This is a genomic window from Glutamicibacter sp. BW78, from assembly GCF_002332245.1.
Lineage (GTDB): Bacteria > Actinomycetota > Actinomycetes > Actinomycetales > Micrococcaceae > Arthrobacter_H > Arthrobacter_H rhombi_A.
In genome coordinates, this window is sequence record NZ_NRGU01000040.1 from 1 (window position 1) to 20,155 (window position 20,155).

18 protein-coding genes are annotated in these 20,155 nt (G+C 63.9%); 12 read left to right on the forward strand and 6 right to left on the reverse strand.

All coding sequences use genetic code 11. The features are described from left to right. The first annotated feature begins 236 nt into the window (after nt 1-236). From CIK75_RS14920 to CIK75_RS14950, 7 genes are all read left to right on the forward strand, one after another. Nucleotides 237-2,237, forward strand: a complete 2,001-nt coding sequence (locus tag CIK75_RS14920; protein WP_179204266.1) for a M13-type metalloendopeptidase — start codon at nt 237-239, stop codon at nt 2,235-2,237. A 133-nt stretch (nt 2,238-2,370) separates the two neighbouring features. Next, on the forward strand, nt 2,371-3,900 hold the full coding sequence (lysS, locus tag CIK75_RS14925) for a lysine--tRNA ligase (RefSeq protein WP_086997639.1): 1,530 nt from the start codon (nt 2,371-2,373) through the stop codon (nt 3,898-3,900). A gap of 4 nt (nt 3,901-3,904) precedes the next feature. Then, entirely contained in the window at nt 3,905-4,090 is a 186-nt protein-coding gene (locus tag CIK75_RS14930; RefSeq protein ID WP_086997637.1) for a hypothetical protein, read from the forward strand. A 135-nt stretch (nt 4,091-4,225) separates the two neighbouring features. After that, nucleotides 4,226-4,528: an Lsr2 family protein gene (locus tag CIK75_RS14935; RefSeq protein ID WP_086997634.1), complete on the forward strand. Its 303-nt coding sequence runs from the start codon at nt 4,226-4,228 to the stop codon at nt 4,526-4,528. 158 nt (nt 4,529-4,686) lie between these two features. Further along, nucleotides 4,687-7,212 (forward strand): ATP-dependent Clp protease ATP-binding subunit, encoded by a 2,526-nt coding sequence (locus CIK75_RS14940; protein ID WP_086997631.1) that lies wholly within the window; start codon nt 4,687-4,689, stop codon nt 7,210-7,212. A 101-nt stretch (nt 7,213-7,313) separates the two neighbouring features. Further along, entirely contained in the window at nt 7,314-7,817 is a 504-nt protein-coding gene (locus tag CIK75_RS14945; RefSeq protein WP_086997628.1) for an amino-acid N-acetyltransferase, read from the forward strand. A gap of 186 nt (nt 7,818-8,003) precedes the next feature. Next, nucleotides 8,004-8,204, forward strand: coding sequence for an Rv0909 family putative TA system antitoxin (locus CIK75_RS14950; RefSeq protein WP_086997625.1), 201 nt, complete (start codon nt 8,004-8,006; stop codon nt 8,202-8,204). Between the two features lie 98 nt (nt 8,205-8,302). Here the strand turns inward: CIK75_RS14950 and CIK75_RS14955 are convergent, their stop codons facing one another. Continuing rightward, on the reverse strand, nt 8,303-9,265 hold the full coding sequence (locus CIK75_RS14955; protein WP_275542624.1) for an A/G-specific adenine glycosylase: 963 nt from the start codon (nt 9,263-9,265) through the stop codon (nt 8,303-8,305). 86 nt (nt 9,266-9,351) lie between these two features. On the opposite strand from CIK75_RS14955, the gene CIK75_RS14960 reads away from it, so the two are divergent. Then, on the forward strand, nt 9,352-10,062 hold the full coding sequence (locus tag CIK75_RS14960) for a hypothetical protein (RefSeq protein WP_143269241.1): 711 nt from the start codon (nt 9,352-9,354) through the stop codon (nt 10,060-10,062). 17 nt (nt 10,063-10,079) lie between these two features. Here the strand turns inward: CIK75_RS14960 and disA are convergent, their stop codons facing one another. From disA to CIK75_RS14975, 3 genes are all read right to left on the reverse strand, one after another. Then, nucleotides 10,080-11,156, reverse strand: coding sequence for a DNA integrity scanning diadenylate cyclase DisA (gene disA, locus CIK75_RS14965; protein WP_086997616.1), 1,077 nt, complete (start codon nt 11,154-11,156; stop codon nt 10,080-10,082). A gap of 86 nt (nt 11,157-11,242) precedes the next feature. Beyond that, a complete protein-coding gene (gene radA / locus CIK75_RS14970) occupies nt 11,243-12,619 on the reverse strand; it encodes a DNA repair protein RadA (protein WP_086997613.1) in 1,377 nt (458 codons plus the stop codon). Between the two features lie 42 nt (nt 12,620-12,661). Then, nucleotides 12,662-13,789 (reverse strand): FUSC family protein, encoded by a 1,128-nt coding sequence (locus CIK75_RS14975; protein WP_096224562.1) that lies wholly within the window; start codon nt 13,787-13,789, stop codon nt 12,662-12,664. 240 nt (nt 13,790-14,029) lie between these two features. Here CIK75_RS14975 and pstS point away from each other — a divergent pair, with 240 nt between their 5' ends. From pstS to pstB, 4 genes are all read left to right on the forward strand, one after another. Continuing rightward, nucleotides 14,030-15,148: a phosphate ABC transporter substrate-binding protein PstS gene (gene pstS, locus CIK75_RS14980; protein WP_241895492.1), complete on the forward strand. Its 1,119-nt coding sequence runs from the start codon at nt 14,030-14,032 to the stop codon at nt 15,146-15,148. Nucleotides 15,149-15,236: 88 nt separating this feature from the next. Further along, complete coding sequence (pstC, locus tag CIK75_RS14985; protein WP_086997605.1) at nt 15,237-16,169, forward strand: phosphate ABC transporter permease subunit PstC; 933 nt, start codon at nt 15,237-15,239, stop codon at nt 16,167-16,169. Further along, nucleotides 16,169-17,293: a phosphate ABC transporter permease PstA gene (pstA, locus tag CIK75_RS14990; RefSeq protein WP_086997603.1), complete on the forward strand. Its 1,125-nt coding sequence runs from the start codon at nt 16,169-16,171 to the stop codon at nt 17,291-17,293. Before pstC ends, pstA begins: the two co-directional genes overlap by 1 nt. 27 nt (nt 17,294-17,320) lie before the next feature. Further along, nucleotides 17,321-18,100 carry a phosphate ABC transporter ATP-binding protein PstB gene (pstB, locus tag CIK75_RS14995; protein ID WP_086997601.1) on the forward strand — a complete coding sequence of 260 codons (780 nt, stop codon included), beginning with the start codon at nt 17,321-17,323 and terminating at the stop codon, nt 18,098-18,100. A 170-nt stretch (nt 18,101-18,270) separates the two neighbouring features. Here the strand turns inward: pstB and CIK75_RS15000 are convergent, their stop codons facing one another. Then, the gene (locus CIK75_RS15000) at nt 18,271-19,293 is read right to left on the reverse strand and encodes an inorganic phosphate transporter (protein ID WP_086997598.1); all 1,023 of its coding nucleotides are present in this window, start codon (nt 19,291-19,293) and stop codon (nt 18,271-18,273) included. Between the two features lie 13 nt (nt 19,294-19,306). Beyond that, nucleotides 19,307-19,903 carry a hypothetical protein gene (locus CIK75_RS15005; RefSeq protein ID WP_241895493.1) on the reverse strand — a complete coding sequence of 199 codons (597 nt, stop codon included), beginning with the start codon at nt 19,901-19,903 and terminating at the stop codon, nt 19,307-19,309. Between the last annotated feature and the right edge of the window lie 252 nt (nt 19,904-20,155).

The following is a 20,155-nucleotide window of genomic DNA, read 5'->3' on the forward strand; positions in this document are numbered from 1 at the left end:
GGGAGGGTGTGGGAGAGTAGGTCGCCGCCGGCCAAACTTTGAGTAGGGCGCTGGACATCGTCCGGCGCCCTACGCATTTAACCCTGCTTTCCTGAGGGGTGGTCCCCGGTTCGAGGTTTCGCGTTCAGGGGAACTTTGGCCGGCGCACAGCCAAAGCCCGAAGTCGATCAGTAGGGTGAGTGGCAGACCATCCTCGACGCCACGGTCACTGTGGGCGTCCATACCCTTGGGGAGCCATGACTGCAGATCCAGCCTCACCGACGATGCCCATGCCCGCGAGCTCAGTGGACCACCGAGACCACGAAGTCAGGATCCAAGACGATCTCTATCGTCATGTTAATGGTCGGTGGCTGGCCACCGCCGAGATCCCTGGGGATCAGGGCAGCTATGGGTCGTTCATGCAGCTGCGTGACGATGCGGAAGCCGCGGTACACGCCATCATCCAGGAAGCACGTGACGATAACGCCAACGGGGCCGGCCTGGCCGATGCCCGCCAGGAACGGATTGCCGCTCTCTTCACAAGCTTCATGGACGAGCAGGCCATTGAAGATCGAGGCATGGAACCCATCCGGGAAGACCTGGCAGCCGTCTATGCCTGCACCAGTATCGAACAGCTATTGACCCTCAGCGGTGCCCTTCAGCGCCGAGGCGTCTCGGGCCTGTATCAGGTAGGTGCCAACTCCGACGCCGGTCAGCCTGATCGCAACATCCTGTCGATCATCCAATCCGGACTTGGTCTGCCGGACGAGTCCTATTATTGGGAAGAGAAATTCTCCGAACTCCTGGGGCAGTACCAGGAACACCTCGGCCGATTGCTCGGCCTGGTCGATGTTCCCGCTGCCGAGCAGGCAGCTGCCGGCGTGGTCGAACTCGAGAAGGCCCTGGCCGCGCATCACTGGGATGCCGTGAAGTGCCGTGACGCCCAGGCCCGGTACAACCTCATGTCATCCGAGGGACTCTTCGCCCTCCAGCCGACCCTGCGCCTCTGGTTGGAGGGGGCTGGCATCGATGAGAAGTACTACGACGAAGTCGACGTCTGGCAGCCCAGTTATCTGGAGGGGATCGAGGGTCTGCTCCACTCCCTGCCACTCCCTGCCTGGCGGGACTGGTTGGCCGTGCAGGTAGTGCGCAGCAACGCATCGTTCCTGTCCTCGGCTTTCGTCGAAGAGAACTTTGCCTTCTATTCGGCCACATTGGCGGGAGTCACCGAAATGCGCCCGCGGTGGAAACGGGGTGTGGCCTTCACCGAGGGAGCCGTCGGAGAAGATATCGGACAACTCTATGTCGACCGGCACTTCGGGCAGCGCAGCAAGGACCTCATGGAGGATCTGGTCGCCAACCTCATCGCCGCCTACCGGCAGTCCATCGACGCATTGGACTGGATGAGCACGGAAACCCGAGCGCAAGCCCAGGAAAAACTCTCCATGTTCCGTCCCAAGATCGGCTACCCCGTGAAGTGGATCGATTACAGTTCCCTGGCAGCCGACCCCAACGATCTGATCGGCAATGTTGCCAATGCCAACGAATTCGAGTTCTCCCGGGAACTGGCAAAGATCACTGAGGGTGTCGACCGGGACCTGTGGTTCATGTACCCGCAGACCGTCAACGCCTACTACCACCCGCTTTTGAACGAAATCGGTTTCCCGGCTGCCATTCTGCGTAGCCCGTTCTTCGACCCGGACCGGGATTCGGCGTCGAACTACGGGGCCATCGGTGCCGTCATCGGACACGAGATCGGCCACGGTTTCGACGACCAGGGCTCACAATTCGACGGAACGGGCCAGCTGCGCGACTGGTGGACCGCCGAAGATCGGGTGGCCTTCGAAGAACTGACGGCCCGCCTGGTGGCCCAATACGATGCCCTCGTCCCCGAAGAGGCTCCCGAACATCACGTCAACGGGCGGCTCACCTTGGGTGAGAATATCGGCGATCTCGGCGGCTTGGGCATCGCCTACCAGGCCTACCGCTTGGATCTGGCGGCCCGGGGGCTCACGGCCGACGAAGAAATCGACGGTCTCAGTGGAGACCAGCGCTTCTTCCACAGTTGGGCCGAATGCTGGCGATCGTTGACTCGGCCCGAAACGATGGTCAACCGGATCACGACCGACCCCCATTCGCCCGGGGAGTTCCGCTGCAACCAGGTGGCCCGGAACATGGATGCCTTCCACCAGGCCTTCGATACGAAGCCCGGCGACGGGATGTGGCTGGATCCCGCGGAGCGCGTCGCGATCTGGTGACCCTACTCCGACCGGCGCCCCCCCCACCTAGGGGGCGCCGGTCGGAGCCCTTTCGTGGAGCAAATTGAGATCGTCGACACCAGGACGAGAGCCGGTGCCCGTGCCTCGACCGAAAGACGTAGAATTGAGTACTGTGACTGCTGATCAGACCCCCGCCGCCCCCACTCCTGCCGAGACCATCGACACGCACGACCTGCGCCAGGTGCGTTTGGCCAAACGCGCCGAACTCCTCGAAGCGGGACGCGAGGCCTATCCGGTAGGCGTTGAACGCAGCCACACCCTGCTGCAAATCCGTGAGAAGTACGCGCATCTGGAAGCCGGCGAAGAAACCCAGGATGTCGTCGGCGTGGCCGGGCGCATCGTGTTCGCCCGCAATACCGGAAAACTGTGCTTCGCCACGTTGCAGGAGTCGGGCCCGAAGGGCGAAGCAGTTCGCCTGCAGGCCATGCTGTCGCTGGCTAACATTGGCGAGGAGTCGCTGGCTGACTGGAAGCGACTCACCGATCTAGGCGACCACGTCTTCGTCAAGGGTGCCGTCGTCACCTCACGCCGCGGCGAGCTGTCCATTATGGTCACCGAATGGCAGATGGCCTCCAAGGCGCTGCGCCCCATGCCGGTGCTGCACGCCGACCTCAACGAGGAGAACCGGGTCCGCCAGCGGTATGCCGACCTCATGGTCCGCGACGAGGCCCGCGAGATGATCTATAAGCGTGACGCTGTCACCCGTGCCGTTCGCGACACGCTCTATGGCCACGGGTACGTGGAAGTCGAAACGCCCATGCTGCAGCTGATGCATGGTGGTGCCGCGGCACGCCCGTTCCACACGCATCTGAATGCCTTCGACCAAGACATGACACTGCGGATCGCCACCGAGCTCTATCTCAAGCGCACCGTCGTTGGTGGCATCCCCCGAGTCTTCGAAGTCGGGCGCCTTTTCCGCAACGAAGGCGTGGACTCCACCCACTCCCCGGAGTTCACGACGCTGGAATGCTATGAAATTTATGCCGACCAGTTCGTGATGGCCGAACGGATCCAAGAGATCATCCTCAAGGCCGCCGACGCAGTGGGCGCCGGACGTCGGATCGAAACCTCCCAGGGCACGATCAACCTCGACGGCGAATGGCGCTGGCTGAGCGTCTACCCAGCCCTCTCCGAGGCTGTAGGCGTCGACATCACCCCCGAGACGACTGCCGAGACGTTGCATTCGATCGCCGAGAAGCACCACATCAAGGTCGACCCCAAGTGGGGGGCTGAGAAGCTGGTCATCGAACTCTTCGGGGAGATCGTCGAGCCCACCTTGATCGACCCGACCTTCGTCTACGACTATCCGCCGGCAGCCCAGCCCTTGGCCCGGCCGCACCGATCGCAGCCGGGAGTCATTGAAGCCTGGGATCTGATCATTGGCGGGATGGAGCGAGGCACCGCCTTCTCTGAACTCATCGACCCGGTCATCCAGCGTGAACGACTGACCGAACAATCGCTGATGGCCGCCGATGGCGATGACGAGGCCATGCAGTTGGACGAGGACTTCCTGCGGGCCCTGGAATACGGCGCCCCGCCGATGGGTGGCATCGGGCTGGGCATCGACCGGCTGGTCATGCTCTTCACGGACGCTGGCATCCGCGAGACCATCCTCTACCCGCTGTTGAAGCCTGAGGCCTAGGAAGATGGCCTACGTCGAGGTTTTGCTGCCAACGATCGTTGCCGCACTGGTCTTCTGGTTCGTCATGCGGGCGTTGTTCCGGGTGGACCGTAATGAGCGGTTGGCTGAATCAGCTGCCGATGCCCATCGTGAAGGGGGCCCCGGGCCCGGAGAGACAGACCCCCGAAACGGTGACCCGACGGGGGAGTAGGGGTCGGCCCGCCAGGGCCGGACAATCCGCAGTACGATGGTGTCCGGAAGCGCACCTCGACCCCTGAACTCCGGGATCGATATGCCCCGGGACGCTGTCCAATAGTCCCGACACCTTCGAAGTAAGGAGCCGCCCGTGGCGCGCAAGGTCGAAATTACGCTCATCGACGACCTCGACGGGTCAACGGCGAACGAGACCGTGCATTTCGGCTTGGACGGCAGCCACTACGAGATTGACCTCGGTGATGCCAATGCCAGCACACTGCGCGAAGCATTGGCTCCCTTCATCGCCCGGGCACGACGCTCCATCGCCTACTCCGCTTCCGAAGCCCCTGCCATTCGTGCGTGGGCCGCGGAAAACGGCTTCAAGGTCAGCGAACGCGGCCGCCTGCACTCGGAGGTCATCGACGCCTACCGCGAAGTGCACCCGGAGTCCTGAGCCTGCTTCGACAGGAATCGGGACCTCCGAGAAAGCGGCCCGGTCGCACCGCGGGTCGCCCGGCGTCGAAATCTGCTTTATCCCCACGGCGAACACGGGCCATCTGAGGACGTTTGATGCGTAGCATCGTGAGTACGCGTTAGCTAGGAGTGTGCCGCATGTTTGAGAGATTCACCGACCGTGCCCGTCGCGTTGTCGTGCTCGCCCAAGAAGAGGCGCGCATGCTCAACCACAACTACATCGGAACCGAGCACATCCTGCTCGGCCTGATCCACGAGGGGGAGGGTGTCGCCGCGAAGGCGCTGGAGTCGCTCAACATCTCCCTCGGTGCCGTTCGGGAGCAGGTGCAGGAGATCATCGGGCAGGGCCAGCAGGCCCCGTCCGGACACATCCCCTTCACCCCCCGCGCCAAGAAGGTCCTGGAACTCTCCTTGCGTGAGGCACTCCAGCTGGGCCACAACTACATCGGCACGGAGCATATCCTGCTCGGTCTGATCCGTGAGGGCGAGGGAGTCGCCGCCCAGGTGCTGGTCAAGCTCGGCGCCGACCTGAACAGGGTCCGCCAGCAAGTCATCCAGCTGCTCTCGGGCTACCAAGGCGGCAAGGAGACTGCTGGCGCAGGAGTGGGGCAGGGCCAGGCCGAAGGCCAGCCCGCCGGCTCGGTCGTTCTGGACCAGTTCGGGCGTAACCTCACGCAGGCCGCCCGCGACGGCAAACTCGACCCGGTGATCGGCCGTGAGTTCGAGAAGGAGCGCGTCATGCAGGTGCTCTCACGTCGGACGAAGAACAACCCGGTGCTGATCGGTGAGCCCGGTGTCGGCAAGACGGCAGTGGTCGAGGGCCTCGCCCTGTCCATTGTGCGCGGCGATGTCCCGGAAACCATCAAGGACAAGCAGCTCTACACCCTGGACTTGGGTTCCTTGGTGGCCGGTAGCCGTTACCGCGGTGACTTCGAGGAACGCCTGAAGAAGGTCCTCAAGGAAATCCGCACCCGCGGCGACATCATCTTGTTCATCGACGAGATCCACACCCTCGTCGGTGCCGGCGCAGCCGAAGGCGCCATCGATGCTGCCTCGATCCTCAAGCCCATGCTGGCTCGCGGCGAACTCCAAACGATCGGTGCCACCACACTGGACGAGTACCGCAAGCACATCGAGAAGGATGCCGCGCTGGAACGTCGCTTCCAGCCGATCCAGGTCAAGGAACCCTCCGTGGAACACACCACGGAAATCCTGCGTGGCCTGCGAGACCGTTACGAGGCGCACCACAGGGTGACCATCACCGACGGGGCACTGGCTGCTGCGGCGCAGCTGTCACACCGCTACGTCTCAGACCGTTTCCTGCCCGATAAGGCCATCGACCTGATCGACGAGGCCGGAGCCCGCCTGCGGATCCGCCGACTGACGGCTCCGCCAGCACTCAAGGAAATGGACGAGCAGATCGCCAACGTCCGCCGGGAGAAGGAATCTGCGATCGATGCTCAGGACTTCGAGGGTGCCGCTTCGCTGCGCGATAAGGAGCAGAAGCTCCAAGAGGAGCGCGCCGAGAAGGAGAAGTCCTGGAAGAACGGCGATATGGACGATATCGCCGAAGTGGACGAGGAACTGATCGCCGAAGTACTGGCCAACTCCACGGGCATCCCCGTCATCAAGCTCACCGAGGAGGAGTCCGGCCGCCTGCTCAACATGGAGGCCGAGCTGCATAAGCGGGTCATCGGTCAGGATCAGGCCATCAAGTCGATCTCGCAGGCCATCCGCCGTACCCGTGCCGGGCTGAAGGACCCCAACCGCCCCGGCGGCTCGTTCATCTTCGCCGGCCCGACCGGCGTCGGCAAGACCGAACTGGCCAAGGCGCTGGCTGAGTTCCTCTTCGGCGAGGAAGACGCGCTGATCACCCTTGACATGTCCGAGTACTCGGAGAAGCACACCGTGTCCCGGCTCTTCGGCGCCCCTCCGGGCTACGTCGGCTACGAGGAAGGTGGGCAGCTGACCGAGAAGGTCCGCCGTCGTCCATTCTCCGTCGTCCTCTTCGACGAGGTCGAAAAGGCCCACTCGGACCTGTTCAACTCGTTGCTGCAGATCCTGGAGGACGGCCGATTGACCGACTCCCAGGGCCGTGTCGTGGACTTCAAGAACACGGTGATCATCATGACGACCAACCTGGGTACCCGGGATATCTCCAAGGGCGTCATGACCGGCTTCCAGTCGACCAGCGACACGAAGACCAACTACGACAGGATGCAGGCCAAGGTTCAGGAGGAACTGCGCCAGCACTTCCGCCCCGAGTTCCTGAACCGTGTCGATGACACGCTCGTCTTCCCGCAGCTCTCGCAGGAAGAGATCGTGCAGATCGTGGACCTGTTCGTGGCTCGGCTGGAGTCCCGCATGGTCGAAAAGGGCATGCACGTGCTGCTGACCGACGAAGCGAAGTACCTGTTGGCGACAAAGGGGTACGACCCGGCCATGGGTGCCCGTCCACTGCGCCGGACCATCCAGCGTGAAGTCGAGGACCAGCTCTCCGAGAAGATCCTCTTCGGTGAGATCATGGCCGGCCAAACGGTCACCGTGGACGTCGAGGGTGAAGGCGAAGACGCCAAGTTCACCTTCACCGGCCGCGAGGAGACCCCTGCGCTGGAAGGCAAGGACAGCCCAGCGGAAATCGAAGAAGGCCACTTGAGCACCTGAGCCTGATTTTTGCCAGGGCGAGGGGCCCGGTCGTGGACATCCACGGCCGGGCCCCTCGTCATGTGCTGGGTGGGCCCCAGCGGCAGGAATAGAATAGGTCAATGCCAGATTTCATACTTCGGCCGGCCCGCACCTCAGACGTGGCAGGGATCCGCCAGCTCGTCAGACCGTTGGCCGATCGACGAGTCCTGTTGGAGAAAGAAGCCGTCGCCTATTTCGAAAGCCTGCAGGAATTCGTCGTTGCCGAGGACGAGGGTGTTCTGCTCGGATGCGGTGCCTTGCATGTGATGTGGGAAGACCTTGCAGAAGTTCGTACCCTGGCGACAGTGGGCAGCCGCCGTGGCCAGGGCATCGGCAGATCCCTCCTGATCGAACTTGTCGAAAATGCCCGCAGGATCGGTGTGAGCCGGTTGTTCTGCCTGACCTTTGAAGTCGACTTCTTCAAGACCATGGGCTTCGACGTCATGGAGAACCAGAGCCCGGTGGACCCCGAGGTGTACTCGGAGCTGTTGCGTTCCACCGATGAAGGCGTCGCCGAGTTCCTGGACCTCGCGCGGGTCAAGCCCAACACTCTGGGCAACACCAGAATGATCATGAATCTCTAGCGTCAAGAATTTCGCGATCGGAAGAATCCCAAGATATTTGTCCCGTCGTGGTGGACGAGGAGCCGTGGCCGTGTTTAGGCTAATAACGGAGGCCCCGGCAACGGGCCGACGAGCCGCTCTCCACAGCCAGTGGAGGACCGTGGCACCGAAAGTACCAACTGGAAACCAACGAAAGTAGGTCAAGAAATGGGACTCGGAGATAGCTTGGGTGGACTGGGCGATAAGGCCAAAGACCTCAAGAACGAACACGGTGACAAGATTAATGACGGCGTGGACGCCGCGCAGGATAAGTTCGGCGACCAGCTGGGCGACCATAAGGACCAGATCGACGGCGCGCAGGAGAAGTTCCTCGGCGGCGACGACAAGAAGGACGGCAAGGACAAGTAGGTCTGTTCGTTCTTCATGATGTAGGCGCCGCACGGTGCCACGGGACCCCGCGTATTGCGGGGTCCCGTCGTCTTTAACAGGCAACCGCCCGTCGCCGATTAGTGCGGCAGCGTGATCCCGGCACCGGACTCCACGGCCAACCCGTCGACGAGCAGGCCCGCGAGGCAGCGACTGCGTTGTTCGACGTCAGCAGGGAGCGTTTGAAGCTTCTGGAACGCGAGATCAAGATCCGTGCCGCTTCCCGATTCCGCTGGCCCGGTGGCCAGCAGTGCCTCCGGTTGCTGTGGTTCGTCGCTGGCTCGCAGAACGGCCATCATGGCTCCACGCACCTGTCGGTCGGTCCCCGCCCAGGGCTGGCCCTTGGGCGTGTAATGCGGTTCGGGTTTACCGCGGGCGATCCACGCACAGGAGCCCGAGACCGGGCACTGCCCGCAACGGGGGGATCGGGCCGTGCAAATAAGCGCCCCCAATTCCATGACCGCTGCATTCCAGGCGCAGGCTAATGTGCCTCCGTCGTCCTCGGTGGCCGGCATGAGTTCGGCCGCCAAACGTGCCTCCGCGGCAGTATGGCTGGGTTCGGGGAGGGCATGACCGCTGATGAGTCGGGCGTGGACTCGACGAATATTGGTGTCCACCACGGTTTCCGGCAGGCCGAAGGCGAAACAGGAAATGGCAGCGGCCGTATAGCTGCCGACACCGGGGAGGGCGAGCAGATCCGCGGGAGAGGAAGGCACCTGCCCGTCGTGTTCTTCCACGATCCGCCGGGCGGCCTCACATAGTCTCAAGGCGCGTCGTGGATAGCCTAGGCGTCCCCACGCCCTAACAGCCTCCCCCGAGGGTTCGGCGGCGAGGGCTGCAGGATCTGGCCAGCGGCGCATCCACTCCTCCCACACCGGCAGAACACGCACCACGGGAGTCTGTTGCAGCATGAACTCGCTCACCATGACCCCCCAGGCGCTGCATTGCGGACTGCGCCAGGGCAGGTCCCGGCCTTCGGCGGTGAACCAGGTGGTGATGTCGTGATGGAGACGATCAAGATCGAGGGGCGGGGTGGATGGCACGTGACTCCTTGAAAAGCGGGGCACCAATACCCTAGTGCACGGCGTGGGAGCCGGGGGTGGCCGCAGCCGCTCCATACCCTAGGGGCATGGCACAACAGCAGTCACGCACCCCGGGCAGGGGAAAGCCCAGTCCGGAAGTCTTCCGTCGTCGTCGAATCGTTGTGGGAGTGGCACTGCTGGTCGTCCTGGCACTAGTGGTCTGGGCCGTGATCGCTGTCGTCGGTTTCTTCACCAAAAGCCCGGAGGCTGCCGCTCCTCCGGCGCCGGCCGCGTCCTCGAGTTCGGCACCGGCCACCACCGCCAGTGCCGAGGCTTCAGGATCCGCCTCCGGAAACGCTGCGGCCTCCGAACCGGGCAGCACCCCGCCATCGTCCTCCGAGGCAGGTTCAGCATCCGCGCAAGCGGCAGGGGACAGCTGCTCCTCGGATGATATTGAATTGACCGCCGCCACCGACAAGGGAACCTATGCGTCGGCCGAAAAACCTGTCTTGGAAATGAAGATCCAAAATACGGGATCCGAGGACTGCACGGTGAATGTGGGCACCAGCCAACAGGAGTTCAGCATCGTCTCGGGATCCGACAGGATCTTCTCCACCACCGATTGCCGCACGGACGCCTCGGATAGTGATATGACGTTGAAGGCAGGAGCGACCGAGAGCGCCCACTTCACCTGGGATCGGCTGCGCAGTGCCCCGGGTTGCAAGGACGTCGAGACCAAACCCCGTCCGGGAACCTACACGTTCTCCGCCAAACTCGGCGACGTCGAGAGCGATAAGGTGAACTTTTCGTTGAAGTAGGGCGCCGCCCGACGGGGCTACATGTACCGGTCGAGCAGACTGGATTCGGCAATCCGTGAGAGCCCTTCACGGACCGTCCGGGCTCGTTGCTCTCCGATGCCGTCCACGGCCATCAGGTCGTCGATATTGGCGGCCATCAGGTGCTGTAGACCGCCGAAGCTGGCAACCAGCCGATCGGCGACGGCTCGGGGAACCGATTTGATATTGGCCAAGAGGCGAAAACCCTGGGGGTGCACCACAGCCTCCAACGAATCGGTGCCCGGGGTGAAGCCGAGGATCGTGGAGATCCGGCTCAGGTCGATCATGTCGTTGGAGCTGAAGGAACGCAGCTGCGCCAATGAAGCGGCAACATGTTCCGTTTCGGTTCCGGCCTCGGAATAGTCTTTCAGCAGCAGGTCACTGCCCGGTCCCAGCCCAGCACTGAGCTCATCGAACTGCAGGGCCAGCAAGCGTCCGTCAACACCAAGTTCGAGCACATACTGGTCGATTTCCTCGGAGATGCGTCGAACCATTTCCTGACGTTGGAGCACCACGGCAACATCGCGGACGGTGACGGTTGCCTCGATCTCGAGGGCGGAGAGGGTGCTGGTGACCTGGTCCAACCGGTTGCGGTAACGCTCCAAGGTGGCCAAGGCCTGATTGGCCCGGGCCAGCACGGGTTCGGAACCTTCCAGGACATGGCGGATGCCCTGGACGTAGATCGCAATGATATGCATTGACTGCGACACCGAGATGACCGGGAAACCCGTCTGAATGGCCACGCGTTCGGCTGTACGGTGCCGGGTTCCTGATTCCTGGGTGTCAATGGAATGGTCGGGCACCAACTGCACTGCCGCCTTGAGGATGTTGGAGGCGTCGCGGTCGCAGAGGATGGCGCCGTCCATTTTCGCCAACTCGCGCAGGCGGGTGGGGGAGAAGTCGATATTGATGTCGAAGCCTCCCGACGAAATCGATTCAACGGTCCGGTCACTGCCCAGAACGATCAGGGCCCCGGTCCGACCACGCAGGATCCGCTCCAGACCATCACGCAACTGGGTCCCGGGGGCGACACGGGCCAGTGTGGTGCGCAACGCTTCTTCAGGCGATTTGGGCATGGGGTTCCTTCCGATGGATCACCCCATCCTAAGCAGGGCGCGGCCGCTGCGGCGAGGCAGGACGTCGGTGCGGTGCGCAGTCGACCCTAACCAAAGGCCGCGCTCAGCGCTTCCTGCAGGGTACTGACTTCGCGGACCTTGAAGCCATGGGGTACGACACCGGGACCATTGGGAGAGGCAGGGACGACCGCATAGCGGAAACCCAGGCGCTCGGCTTCGGTGATGCGGCGACCGATATCCGGTACCGGCCGGACTTCCCCGGCCAGCCCGACCTCCCCGAAGGCAATGAACTGTGCCGGCAGGGGACGATCCAACTTGGCCCCGGAAATAGCCAGGGCCGTGGCCAGGTCGGTGGCGGGTTCCCCCAGCCGGACGCCGCCGACGGTGGCGACGTAGGAGTCCAGGTTGGAAAGGTCCATCCCCGCCCTGCTCTGGAGTACCGCAAGGATCATGGCCGTGCGGGCCGCATCGAGCCCACTGGTGGCCCGGCGAGGCTGGGCGTTGCTCGTCTTGGCCAGCAGTGACTGCACTTCGGCGACCAAGGGCCGCCGCCCCTCCAAGGTCACGGTGACACAGGTGCCCGAGACCGGTTCCTTGGTGCGGGTGACGAAGAGACCACTGGGGTCCGCGAGGCCTTCGATCCCCGATTCGGTCAGGTCGAAGCAACCCACTTCATCCGTGGGCCCGTACCGGTTCTTTACGGCCCGCAGCAGGCGCAGACGGGAGTGGCGCTCGCCGTCGAACTGGCAAACGACGTCGACCAGGTGTTCGAGCAGCCGGGGTCCGGCAATGGAACCGTCCTTGGTCACATGGCCGACCAGAATGGTGGTCATGTTTCGCTTCTTCGCGGCGTTGATCAGCGAGGCAGCGACCTCGCGGACCTGGGTCACCCCGCCGGCGGCCCCCTCAACATCAGCGGACGATAAGGTCTGGACCGAATCGATGACCAGGAGGTCGGGGTCCAGCCTTTCGATCTGGCCTAGGGCGATGCCCAAATCCGTTTCGGCCGTCAGATAGAGGGTGTCGGAAAGGGCGTCGATGCGTTCGCCACGCATTTTCACCTGGGCTGCCGACTCCTCGCCGGTGATGTATAGGACCGTACGGTCGGTGCGCGAGGTGCGGGCGGCGACGTCGAGCAACAGCGTCGATTTGCCGACCCCCGGCTCCCCGGCCAAGAGGATCACCGCTCCGGGGACGAGCCCGCCGCCCAGAACCCGGTCCAGCTCGCCGATGAGGGTGGGACGGTAGAGGGCCAATGAGGAGTCGACGTCGGCGATCTTCAACGCCGGGCTGGCCACGGTGGCGGCCGCCGTGGTGCGGGCGGTGACCTGACCGATCTCCTCGACGCTTCCCCAGGCTTGGCATTCACCACAGCGTCCCACCCACTTTACGGTCGTCCAACCGCATTCGGCGCAGCGATAGCTGGGGGCGTTTCGGGTGCGGGTACTGCTCTTACTGGCCATGGTTCACGATGTTATCGCCTCTGACTGACAGCTGGGCGCGTTTTACAGCCGGGCCAGGAAGGGAACCGCTTCGGAGTGCTCCAAGCCGGTGGCCTCCAACAGGTCCACGACCAGGGGGCGCAGCAACAGGACGAGCCCCTCGCCCTGGAGTCCGGTGGCGCCGAAGGAGGCGGGGGTGAGCCGGCCGGCGGCAGCGATGAGTTCCTCCCGTGCGGCTGTCTCTGCTCGGTCACGCTGTGATTGTTGGGGCTCCATGACGGAGCGGGCCAACGCGTCGGCGGCATCGGCCAACTCGTCGAGGTAGACCGAGAGCTCCAGGGCGGCTTCATCGCGTAGGGCCGCGTGGGTGATGACCGAAGCCATCCGCCGGGAAAAGACCCGGAGGTTACGCATGGCCAGATCTACTTGCCCGGCAACCCGGCGCAACCGTTGCAGTTCGCCGCGGTGGCGCCGAAAATGTGGTGAAAACGTGGCGATCTCATGGGCGCCGGTCAACGAAGCCGGAATCTTATCCATCAGCGGCTGGGATCCGCGTGCCCTGACCAGTGCATGCCAGGCGCGGGTCGAATCGGATTCGCGGACGGCGACGGAGCATTCGCGCAGGATGGCCGAGAGTTCACGTATGAGTTGGCGTAGTTCCCCCGCCGGTTCCCGCCGCGGGTCCCGCGGCGCCAAGGCGGTGATCAGCAGGGCGCATAATCCTCCGATGATGGCATCGGCACTACGGGTGAAGGGACCGCCATCGGGGGCCGGGAGCAAAACCACGAGCAGGGCCTGAACTCCGAACTGGGTGGTGAAGATCGAGCCGCTGTCCAGGAAACGGGCGAGAATCAGGGAAACAGAGACCACGGTGGCCGCCTGCCAGATTCCGGTACCCAGCGCGGTGAGCAAAAGGTCGCCGACGGCGATGCCCAGGGTGCAGCCGATGGCCACCTCGAGGACGCGGCGCATCCTCGTCATTCCACCGAACCCCAAGGCGATCACCGCCGATGTGGCAGCGAAGAGGGGCGCCTGGTGGCCCAGGATCTTCTCCGCGATCCAGTAGGCGCCGACCGCGCAGACGGTGATTTGAATGATCTGCACCAGTGATACACGGACCCGGGCCGTCCCCGAACGTGCTCTCCGGCGCAAAAATGAGGACACGTTGCCCAGCGGTGTCCCCTTGTCCATGCCTACAGTTTGGCATGAAAGCAGGTGAACGCCCCAGTGCGGTGTGATGGACCGCTCACGAAGCGCACTCACGACCGAAAACCCTCGTCAACGTTGGAATTCCCGCGAACATGCCGAGAAGATCCGACCCGAGTTAACCTGTTGTTCACCCGGCCCGGGACCGTTCTTCACTTCCGCTGCCTAGCGTCGTAGATGCACCGCAAGACCAGCCATCGTCGCAGAAGAAGAAGGAATGACCACGTGAAGCTTTCCCGCACTGTTCAGATCGCCTCAGTACTTTCCGTCGCAGCCCTGGCTCTCACCGCCTGCGGTTCCGATAATCCCACCGGCAGCACCGAAAGTTCGGGCGGCTCTTCGGAGCAGAGTAGCAAGGCCGTCACCGGAACCCTGACCGGTATCGGCGCCTCCTCGCAGAAGGCGGCCATGGACGCGTGGAAGTCGGGATTCGAATCCACCGGCGAGGGGGCGAAGGTCCAGTACTCCCCGGATGGCTCAGGAGCCGGTCGCAAGGCCTTCTTGGCAGGTGGCGCACAATTTGCTGGTTCCGATGCCTACCTCTCCGACGAGGAGTACGAATCCTCCCAGAAGATCTGCGGCCCCGAGGGGGCGTTCGACATCCCGGCCTACGTCTCCCCGATCGCCGTGGCCTACAACCTCGAAGGCGTCGGTCAGCTCAAGCTTGATGCGAAGACGATCGCCGCCATCTTCAAGCTGGAGGTCACCAGCTGGAACGACCCGGCGATTGCCGAGCAGAACGAGGGCGTCGACCTGCCGGACACCAACATCACCGTGGTGCACCGCAACGACGAGTCGGGCACTACCGAGAACTTCACCCAGTACCTCTCGGCAGCCGCAGGAGACACCTGGACGTACGAGGAGTCGGGGGACTGGCCCTCGGACCTGCAGTCCGAGAACGCGAAGGGAACCGCCGGCGTCGTATCCACCACCACCTCGACCCCGGGGGCGATCACCTATGCCGACGCTTCGGCCGTCGGCGACTTGGGGACCGCCTCGGTCAAGGTGGGCGAGGACTACACCGAGCTTTCCGCAGAAGCAGCAGCCAAGGCAGTGGAAAGCGCCGAACCGGTCACCGGACGCTCGGACGTGGACATGGCCCTGGAACTGAAGCGCGATACCACCGAATCGGGGGCCTACCCGATCAGCCTGGTCAGCTACCACATCTACTGCAGCACCTACCAGGACCAGGAGACCGTTGACCTGGTCAAGGCCTGGGGCAACTACGTCGTCGGCACCGAAGGCCAGCAGGCCGCAGCCGACTCGGCGGGCAGCGCCCCGCTGTCCGAGCCGTTGATGGAACAGGCCCATGAGGCCATCGACTCCATCAAGGTAGCTTCCTAGTAGCCAAAGCGAATAACCAACCCAGCCCGGAGTCCAGGAATTCCCCTCCGCTATGGATTCCGGGCCACCACGGACCGAAAGGTCACATATGACAACCAATGCGCTGACTCCGGGACCCGGTTCGGGCAGGACCGGAGACCGGGTCTTCTCCGCGGCCGCCAAGTCCGCCGGGATCCTCATCCTCCTCACGCTCTTCGCCGTCGCCCTGTTCCTCTTCGTCCAGGCGATCCCCGCCTTCACCGCCGACCCGGAAGCCATCTCCGGGGGGCACGGGTTCTTCGCCTATATCTGGCCGATTGTCATCGGCACCGTGATCGCAGCGGCCATAGCCATTGTGCTGGCCACCCCGGTCGGGCTCGGCGTCGCCCTCTTCATCTCGCATTACGCCCCCCGGAAGCTGGCCGCACCGCTGGGCTATGTGATCGATCTGCTCGCCGCGATCCCCTCGGTGATCTACGGGATCTGGGGCTATTTGGTGCTCGCACCGGTCTTGGTTCCGGGTTATGAATGGCTCAACCAGAATTTCGGGTTCCTCCCCATCTTCGGCGGGCCGGTCTCCCAAACCGGGAAGACGATGCTCACCGCGGGCGTCGTGTTGGCGGTGATGGTCCTGCCGATCATCACCTCCTTATCGCGGGAGATCTTCCTCCAGGCCCCCGGACTTCATGAAGAAGCGGCGCTGGCGCTGGGGGCCACCCGTTGGGAAATGATCCGTATGTCGGTGTTGCCGTTCGCCCGTGCCGGGATCATCTCCGCGGTCATGCTCGGTTTGGGCCGTGCCCTCGGGGAGACCATGGCCGTGGCGCTGGTGCTATCGACCGGCACGCTGATCCCCTCGCTGGTCAAATCAGGCAACCAGACGATCGCCGCCGAAATCGCCCTGAACTTCCCCGAGGCCTTCGGCCTGCGGATGTCCGAACTCATTGCGGCAGGCCTGGTGCTGTTCGTGATCACCCTGGCCGTGAACATGATCGCCCGCTGGATCATCAGCCGCCACCAGCAATTCTCGGGAGCCAACTGATGACCAACACCACCCTGACCCCGCTTCCCGTCCCGGTCACGTCGCGCCGCAACCGGCTCTCCAAGGGGCGCCTGCCTCGGTGGGCGATCCCCGCCGTCGGACTCTCCGCCCTGATCCTCGGGGCCGCCGGATCCACGCTCGGTGGCTTCTCCATCGCCTCGATGATGATCTACACGGCCCTCCTCTTCGTCGCCGGGGCCACCACGGTGACCGTCATCGTGGAGGGCCGCCGGCAGGGGACCAACTCGTTCTTCACCTACCTCATCTACGGCTGCTTCATCCTGGCGCTGATCCCGCTGATCTCGGTGCTGTATACGGTGCTCGAACGCGGCCTGCCGGGAATGACCTCGAACTTCCTGTTCACCTCGATGAACGGCATGACCGGGGCCGTGGACAACCAGTCGGTGGCCGACGGGACTCCGGTCCTCGGTGGCGCCTACCACGCAGTGATCGGCACCCTGTTGATCACGGCGTTCTCGACGATCATCTCGGTCCCGATCGGGATGCTCGCGGCGATCTACCTGGTCGAATACGGGCAGGGCAATTCGCTCAGCCGGGGGATCACGTTCTTCGTTGATGTGATGACCGGCATCCCCTCGATCGTGGCGGGCCTCTTCGCCGGCGCCCTGTTCGGTGTCATCTTCGGACCCTCCACCCGGATGGGCATTGTTGCCGCCGTCGCCCTGTCGGTGTTGATGATCCCCACGGTGGTCCGCTCCACCGAAGAGATGCTCAAGATCGTCCCCAACGAACTCCGTGAGGCCTCCTACGCGTTGGGTGTGCGCAAATGGCGCACCATTTCCCAGGTGGTCATCCCCACCGCGATCTCCGGGATCGCCTCGGGCGTCACCCTCGCCATTGCCCGCGTCATCGGCGAGACGGCACCGATCCTGGTCACAGCCGGGCTGGCCAACAACATCAACTTCAACGTCTTCAGCAACTGGATGGCCACGCTGCCGACGTTCATCTACTACCAGATCCTCAGCCCCACTTCGCCGACGAACATCGACCCCAGTGCCCAACGGGCCTGGGCGGCAGCCCTGCTGCTGATCATCATGGTCATGGTCCTGAACCTCGGCGCCCGGCTGATTGCCCGGGTCTTTTCCCCCAAGACCGGCCGCTAGGCCCGAAGAACACCGAAGGAACCCCTTATGTCCAAACGCATCGACGTCTCAGACCTCAACGTCTACTACGGCAACTTCCGCGCCGTGGAGGACGTGAACATCGAAATCGAAGCCAAGTCGGTCACCGCCTTCATTGGCCCCTCGGGCTGTGGCAAGTCCACCTTCCTGCGCACCCTGAACCGGATGCACGAAGTGATCCCCGGCGCCACCGTCGAGGGCCAGGTCCTGCTCGACGGAGACAACCTCTATGACCCAGGGGTCGACCCGGTCACCGTGCGCAGCCAGATCGGCATGGTGTTCCAGCGACCCAACCCGTTCCCCACGATGTCCATCCGCGACAACGTGTTGGCCGGGGTGAAGTTGAATGCCCGCAAGATCAGCAAATCCGACGCCGATGACCTGGTGGAGTCCTCGCTGCGCGCCTCCAACCTGTGGAACGAGGTCAAGGACCGGCTGGATAAGCCGGGATCCGGGCTCTCGGGCGGCCAGCAGCAACGCCTGTGTATTGCCCGCACCATTGCGGTCAAACCCGGGGTGATCCTCATGGACGAACCGTGCTCGGCCCTGGACCCGATCTCCACCCTGGCGATCGAAGACCTGATCAACGAGATGAAGAACGACTACACGGTAGTCATCGTCACGCACAACATGCAGCAGGCGGCCCGGGTATCCGATAAGACGGCCTTCTTCAACATCGCCGGGACCGGAAAACCAGGCAAGCTCATCGAATACGACGATACGGCCACGATCTTCTCCAACCCGTCCGTCAAGGCCACCGAAGACTACGTCTCTGGCCGGTTCGGATAAACAGACGGTTTCCGTCGCGGGTCAGCGCGTGGCGGGAACGGCCCCGGAGGGGGAATCTCCGGGGGATCCCCAGTGGATCGAGTGCGGATGCGGGGTGCCTGCCGGTGCCCCGCATCCGTGCGTTGAACTCCCCCCGGGCAGCATGCACCTCGAGGGCATGGGCCGTTGCTTCAGCCGGCCCAGCCCAGCAGTGGATTGATGGCCAGGAAAAGCACCCCTGCGGCGGCAATGCAGGTCACGGGAGTTGCCAGCCAATACAACACGACGGAGACCACGCGCCTCCAGGCCACCGATTCGTACCGCTGGTTGGCGCCCGAACCCACGATGGAGCTGGTCACCGCCTGGGTCGTCGACAGGGGCATGTTCAAGGCGATCGCGCCGATGAACAGCATGGAGGCGGACACCGCCTGGGCGCCCATGCCGCGCAGCGGATCGATAGCCACCAGCCGGTAGGCGATCGTATGGGTGATGCGCCACCCCCCGCACAGCACCCCGACGCCCAAACAGCCCGCAGCGAGGGCCTGCGCCCAGAAGGGGATTCCCGTGGGGGTGGCGGTCTGCCCGGCCACGAGGGCCAGGGTGAGCATCGCGGCGGTGCGTTGGCCGTCCTGTAGGCCGTGCCCCAGGGCCACGGCCCCGGTAGTGACCGACTGACCCAGCCGCCCGATGGTGTTCACATCAGAGGAGCTGGAATTGCGTAGCAGCCAGGTCAGCGGGATGACCACCAGGAAGGATAGGCCAAAAGCGATCACTGGGGTCAGCAGCAGCGGGATCAGCACGCCACCGACCAGCATCCGGGTGATCCCCTGGGCGCCGTCCCCGCCGAGCAGTGCCGAGGCCCCGCTGGCTCCGGCGAACCCCGAGATCACCGCCTGGGTCGAGGACATCGGCATGGCCCGATACCAGCAAAACAATCCCCAGCCACCCGCGGCCAAGACGGCGGTCAGCAGGATCGCCAGACCGGCGGCCCCATCCGGGACGTTCAAATCGGCGGCGGAGACCAAGGAACTGCCGAACGTTGTGCTGAGCAGGGTTCCCACGACAGTGAAAAATGCGGCCAAGACCACCGCGATCGAGGGGGTCAGCGCCCGGGTACGGACGGCTGCCGCCACGGAGTTGGAGGCGTCGCGGAAGCCGTTGAGGAACGCGAAGGCACAGATCGCGGCGAAGACGCACCACAGCAGCACGGTCATGGTTCCGGCCGGCTCAGGATTCCTTGACCAGGACGCGTCCCAGATGGTCGGCGACCGCCCGCAACGAGTTCACTGATGCCTGCAATTGTTCGGCGACCGCACGGTGGCGCAGGATCGAGGAGGCCTTGGACAAATCGGCGATCTCTCCCAGCCAGGCCCGATGCGTGCGGCGAGAACGGCGACTGAGCCGAATCATCTGGATCCAGACATCCTCCAAGTCATCGGGGTGCTGGAGCCTGGCCAGCGCCTCATTGGTCATCTCCGACTGGCGTCCGAGCATCTCCAACTGTTCCGCAGCCCGACGGGAGACCCCGGACACCGAGGTGGACACCAACAGGTCACCGGCCCCGCAGAGTTCACCCACGGCGTCATGGAGCAGGCGGGAAAACGTGTAGAGATCCTCGCGCGGTAGCGGGTTGACGTAGCTGGTGCGCAGATGTGTGAGCAGGCCATGATGCAGATCGGTGGCCCGCTGCTCGAACTGCTCGAGCTCTCGGATCAGTCCCGGCTGGTCCTCGGAGGGAGCCCCCAGCAGCTCGGACAGGGTTTCCACGCAATGGCGGACCGTGGTGCCCAACTCCTGCAGCAACTCCAGTCCACGCGTCTCCACGGGAAATAATCTGAATTTCACGAAGCTCTACCGCCGGCGTCTGGTGGGTGGACGAATGATTGCGTCCCAGTCTACGCACGGGCCTTCAAAGACCTGACCGGTGGGGTGGTGCCGAACCGGGAGCACCTCTCGGCGGAAGGCCGCTCGAAGCGGCTAAATTTTGGAACCCGGGGCTACCGCGGTCCGACACCGCCTCCATTTTTCTCCGCTACCCCCGGCTGTGTCAACATGGCGCGTTGACTCATAAAGAAC

Excerpts from the sequence above, each read along its gene's own strand:
- CIK75_RS14950 (WP_086997625.1), top strand. The coding sequence starts at position 8,004 with ATGGGACTCGGAGATAGCTTGGGTGGACTGGGCGATAAGGCCAAAGAC.
- CIK75_RS14930 (WP_086997637.1), top strand. The coding sequence starts at position 3,905 with ATGGCCTACGTCGAGGTTTTGCTGCCAACGATCGTTGCCGCACTGGTC.
- radA (WP_086997613.1), bottom strand. The coding sequence starts at position 12,619 with ATGGCCAGTAAGAGCAGTACCCGCACCCGAAACGCCCCCAGCTATCGC.
- pstA (WP_086997603.1), top strand. The coding sequence starts at position 16,169 with ATGACCAACACCACCCTGACCCCGCTTCCCGTCCCGGTCACGTCGCGC.
- CIK75_RS15000 (WP_086997598.1), bottom strand. The coding sequence starts at position 19,293 with ATGACCGTGCTGCTGTGGTGCGTCTTCGCCGCGATCTGTGCCTTCGCG.
- pstC (WP_086997605.1), top strand. The coding sequence starts at position 15,237 with ATGACAACCAATGCGCTGACTCCGGGACCCGGTTCGGGCAGGACCGGA.
- pstB (WP_086997601.1), top strand. The coding sequence starts at position 17,321 with ATGTCCAAACGCATCGACGTCTCAGACCTCAACGTCTACTACGGCAAC.
- CIK75_RS14960 (WP_143269241.1), top strand. The coding sequence starts at position 9,352 with ATGGCACAACAGCAGTCACGCACCCCGGGCAGGGGAAAGCCCAGTCCG.
- disA (WP_086997616.1), bottom strand. The coding sequence starts at position 11,156 with ATGCCCAAATCGCCTGAAGAAGCGTTGCGCACCACACTGGCCCGTGTC.
- CIK75_RS14945 (WP_086997628.1), top strand. The coding sequence starts at position 7,314 with ATGCCAGATTTCATACTTCGGCCGGCCCGCACCTCAGACGTGGCAGGG.
- CIK75_RS14940 (WP_086997631.1), top strand. The coding sequence starts at position 4,687 with ATGTTTGAGAGATTCACCGACCGTGCCCGTCGCGTTGTCGTGCTCGCC.
- CIK75_RS14975 (WP_096224562.1), bottom strand. The coding sequence starts at position 13,789 with ATGGACAAGGGGACACCGCTGGGCAACGTGTCCTCATTTTTGCGCCGG.
- CIK75_RS14920 (WP_179204266.1), top strand. The coding sequence starts at position 237 with ATGACTGCAGATCCAGCCTCACCGACGATGCCCATGCCCGCGAGCTCA.